This window comes from Clostridium sp., from assembly GCF_021443865.1.
Classification (GTDB): Bacteria; Bacillota; Clostridia; order Clostridiales; family Clostridiaceae; genus Clostridium.
Window position 1 is genome coordinate 1 of the sequence record NZ_JABUTB010000139.1, and the last position, 3925, is coordinate 3925.

Annotated in this window: 10 protein-coding genes; all 10 read left to right on the forward strand. The window is 29.4% G+C overall.

All coding sequences use genetic code 11. From position 1 onward, the window contains the following. A partial coding sequence (locus HUJ77_RS14940; RefSeq protein ID WP_291710002.1) for a Rha family transcriptional regulator occupies positions 1–594 on the forward strand: 594 nt, incomplete at its 5' end. A 13-nt stretch (positions 595–607) separates the two neighbouring features. Beyond that, a complete protein-coding gene (locus HUJ77_RS14945; protein ID WP_291710004.1) occupies positions 608–763 on the forward strand; it encodes a hypothetical protein in 156 nt (51 codons plus the stop codon). Beyond that, positions 750–923, forward strand: coding sequence for a hypothetical protein (locus tag HUJ77_RS14950; protein ID WP_291710006.1), 174 nt, complete (start codon positions 750–752; stop codon positions 921–923). Before HUJ77_RS14945 ends, HUJ77_RS14950 begins: the two co-directional genes overlap by 14 nt. Then, entirely contained in the window at positions 910–1062 is a 153-nt protein-coding gene (locus tag HUJ77_RS14955; RefSeq protein ID WP_291710008.1) for a hypothetical protein, read from the forward strand. Before HUJ77_RS14950 ends, HUJ77_RS14955 begins: the two co-directional genes overlap by 14 nt. Then, on the forward strand, positions 1059–1331 hold the full coding sequence (locus tag HUJ77_RS14960) for a hypothetical protein (RefSeq protein WP_291710010.1): 273 nt from the start codon (positions 1059–1061) through the stop codon (positions 1329–1331). Before HUJ77_RS14955 ends, HUJ77_RS14960 begins: the two co-directional genes overlap by 4 nt. 76 nt (positions 1332–1407) lie before the next feature. Further along, positions 1408–1683, forward strand: coding sequence for a hypothetical protein (locus HUJ77_RS14965; RefSeq protein ID WP_291710011.1), 276 nt, complete (start codon positions 1408–1410; stop codon positions 1681–1683). 8 nt (positions 1684–1691) lie between these two features. Then, positions 1692–1859 (forward strand): hypothetical protein, encoded by a 168-nt coding sequence (locus HUJ77_RS14970; RefSeq protein ID WP_291710013.1) that lies wholly within the window; start codon positions 1692–1694, stop codon positions 1857–1859. Then, positions 1860–2531, forward strand: a complete 672-nt coding sequence (locus HUJ77_RS14975; protein ID WP_291710015.1) for an ERF family protein — start codon at positions 1860–1862, stop codon at positions 2529–2531. It abuts the gene before it with no gap. Positions 2532–2542: 11 nt separating this feature from the next. Further along, positions 2543–3430, forward strand: coding sequence for a DUF1351 domain-containing protein (locus tag HUJ77_RS14980; protein ID WP_291710016.1), 888 nt, complete (start codon positions 2543–2545; stop codon positions 3428–3430). A gap of 18 nt (positions 3431–3448) precedes the next feature. Then, the coding region (locus HUJ77_RS14985; RefSeq protein ID WP_291710017.1) for a phage replisome organizer N-terminal domain-containing protein at positions 3449–3925 on the forward strand (477 nt) is incomplete at its 3' end.

Consider the following 3925-nt stretch of genomic DNA (forward strand, 5'->3'; position numbering starts at 1 on the left):
GTATTAGAGAAAATTGAAGAGTTAATCAAAACGGAAAAATCCGTTATGACTATGTTTATAGAAAGTAGTTATAAAGCTGGAACTGGAAAAGAATATAAAGAATATCTAATTACTAGAGATGGATTTTCACTTTTAGTAATGGGATTCACAGGAACTAAGGCTTTAGCTTGGAAACTTAAATATATAGAAGCATTTAATAAAATGGAAATCTCATTAAAAGTACAAGTCAAGGAATTATCAGCAAAGGAAATGTTAAAGCTCCAATTCACTTATACAGAAGAACTAGATAGCAGATTAACTAACTTAGAAAATAGAATGACTATAGAAACAGGAAATCAAAAAGTACTTTGTGATCTAGTTAATAAAAAAGTTTTAGCAGTACTAGGTGGAAAAGATAGTCCAGCTTATAAAGAACTTAGTAAGAAAGCATTTAGACAATGTTGGAAGGACTATAAAAGAATAGTAGGAGTTGCATCTTATAAAGATACTGCAATAAAAGATTTTGATTTTGCTAGAAAAGTAATTGTAGATTGGAAACCTAACAGAGATTTAGAGTTAATGATAGCTGGGTGTAATGCTCAATTAAGAATGTAGGAGGGGAATAAAAGTGTCTACTCAAGAAATGTTAGAAGAAGCAGTAAAGCATTTTGGACCAAGTGACATAATTACAAAGATGTTAAGTATTAAAAGAGATAAAGAGATAGCAGAAGAACAGAAAATTATATATGAAGCACATAAGGAGAAAGCTTATGTATATAACTAAAATATACTTTTTAGCTTTACTTAAGATAACATATGAAGTATTTGTCGGTTTAATAATAACAATGATTCTAATGGCTATTATAAGCATTATAAAAGGAGATAAATGTTACTTTAGAAAGAAGATAGACAAGCTTTGGAGGTATATGTATGGAGAACTATAGAGAACTTAAAGAAAGTCAAAAGAAATTTTTAAGAGAGTATGGATTAGATCCAAAAGACTTTTTATCAGTAGAAACATCATATGACCATTACACATTTTATCACATTAAATCTAATAAGGAGGTTAGTTTGAGAAGATGATTGAGTATGACAATCAAGGAAGAATGAAATACAATTCAGAACTTCATTTTAACCAAGGGCAAAGATGGAGTGAGGAAGAAATTAATTATTTAGTAAATTGGTATCACATTACTGGAGTAGAAGAAATGTCTTTAGCTCTAGGGAGGTCTGAACAAACTATATTTGAAAAAGTTTGTAAGCTAAGAAAGAAAGGTCTTATGAGCAAAGAAAAGAGTAGCTATAACTTAAGGTTATTAAGGCTAGATGATAGAGAAACAATTATTGCTTAAGGAGGTTGTATAAGAAAATGAATAAACTGTTACTTCTAAATAGTAATGCTATAAGACTAGAAAGGAGGAAGAAAAGTTGGGTAAGCTTATGCAGGAATTTCTTGAAAAAGATAAAGCTTTAGAATTAGCTAAGGAAGTTGAAAAAGTCAAAGAAGATATGACCAAGCAATTAAATGTTAATGCAGTTACAAGGCTTGTAGCAGAACAATATAAAAAAGCTCATTACTCCACCGACCAAAGTAAGAGTTATGAGCACAACAAAACATTCAATGACATTATACCACTAGAAACTGATATAGACAATGGACAACTATTTGATATTAAAACAGGAGAAACTACAAGAGATTTATAGGAGGGTATATGAAAGCATTTGAAGTATTATTAAACCTTTTAATATCCATAATAAATACACTTAATAAAGATGGATTTATGATTTATGATGCAGAAAATAGAGATTATTACATTGATAATATTCAGTATTGTAAAGAAGATGATAGATTAATTTTCAACTGTAAGGAGGATAAGTAAATGGAAAAGGAAACAGTAAAGTTTAATATATATCAAAAATTACAAAAGTGTAGAGTGGAGCTTCAACAGAAAAGCTTAAAAAAGAGTGGTAAAAACTCTTATAGCAACTATGAATATTTTGAATTGGGTGATTTTCTACCAGGAGTAAATGAGGTTTGTAGTAAGAATGGATTAGCAACTATATTCCATTTTGAAAGAGAATTAGCAACTTTAACAGTTATTGATGTTGATAATATAGAAAGCACTATAGTATTTGAAACTCCTATAGAAATGGCAGCAATTAAAGGAGCTTCAACAATGCAACAAATAGGAGGAACTCAAACTTATTCAAGGAGATACCTTTATATGATGGCTTTTGAAATAGCTGAAACAGATATAGTTAATAAAAGTGAAGTGGATCTTGATAAAGAAGAAGCAAATAAGAAAATAGGAACAGTACATCTTAATGTGATGAAGAAGCTTATAGAAGAAACTGAAACAGAAATAACAAGTTTCTTAAAATATGCAGGAGTTTCTAAAATAGAAGATGTTAAAAATAAAGATTATCCAGAATTACTAAAGCTATTAGAGAAAAAGAAAAGTGATAAGAAGAAACTAGAATTAGAAAAAGCTAAAAAACAACAAGAAGAAAAGAAACAAATAGATAATCAACAAGCAAACTTTGAATTTTAGGGGGAAGAGAAGTGGATATACAAGTAAATAAAAAGTTACCAGTTATAACTATAAATTTTGATGAAGTTAAGGCTAACTTAATAACCAATACAGAAAAGTATAAAGGCTTAGTAGTTACAGAAGAAAGCCTAAAGGATTGTAAGGCTACTCAAAAAGATTTAGCTGGACTTAGAAATAAGTTAGATGGATATAGAAAAGATGTTAAGAAGGAAATGGAAAGACCTATAAAGGATTTTGAAGGACAATGCAAGGAACTTATAGCACTTATAGAAGAAGTTGAAAAACCTATTAAATTAGGTATATCCGAATTTGATAATAAGAAGAAGGAAGAAAAACGATTAAAGGCAGAAGAAATAATAACTAATACAGTTATAACACTAGGATTAGAAAAGAAATATGCAGATGAATTAATAGTACTAGATAAATATTTAAACCTATCAGCAAGTCAAAAGAGTGTTTTGGAAGATATAGAGCAAAGAGCAGCAGCATTAAAGCAACAACAAAATGCAGATAAAGCTAAGGCTGAAATGCTTAAAGCAACTATAGAAACTACTTTAGAAGCAGTAAATAAAACAATCAAAACTCCATTAGAATATAAGGATTTTGAAAAATATATAGAGTTTGGCTGGGATATAGCAAGAATAGTTAGAGAAATAAATGATAGAGTAGAGCTAGTTAGAAAGGCAGAGCAACCACGAGAAGTTCCTAAGGAAGAAATAGGGTTGCCAATTAATTTAAAGCCTAAGGCTCCAGATGTTAATGAAATAAAGAAAGATGAACAATTATTTTTCGTAGATGTTCATGTGGAACATGGATTTGAACAAATACAAGCCTTAAGTAAGTTCTTAAAGGATAATGGATATATTTATAAGGCTCATGCTAAAGGAAAAGTAAAATAGCCTTTTAGGAGGTATAGAATGGCAGATAATAAAAAATACTATTACTTAAAAATAAAAGAAAACTTCTATGAAACGGAAGATATGAAGATATTACAGGCTATGGATAATGGGTATTTATATTCAGATATACTTATGAAACTTTATCTTAAATCTTTAAAGACAGATGGAAAGTTAATGTTTAAAGAAAATATTCCTTATAGTCCTAAAATGATAGCAACAATTACTAACCATAATGTTGATACTGTAGATAAAGCTTTATGTATATTTAGAGAATTAGGCTTAATTGAAGTATTAGACAATGGAGCAATATATATGCTAGATATTCAAAGTCTTATTGGTAAAAGTAGTTCAGAAGCTGATAGGAAAAGAGATTATCGAAATAGGATAAAGGAAGAAAAGAAATTGCTATTAGGAGAAGTGGACAAATGTCCGGACACTTCTGGGACAAATTCGGACAAACATTCACGAGAGATAGAGATAGAGACAGAGATAGAG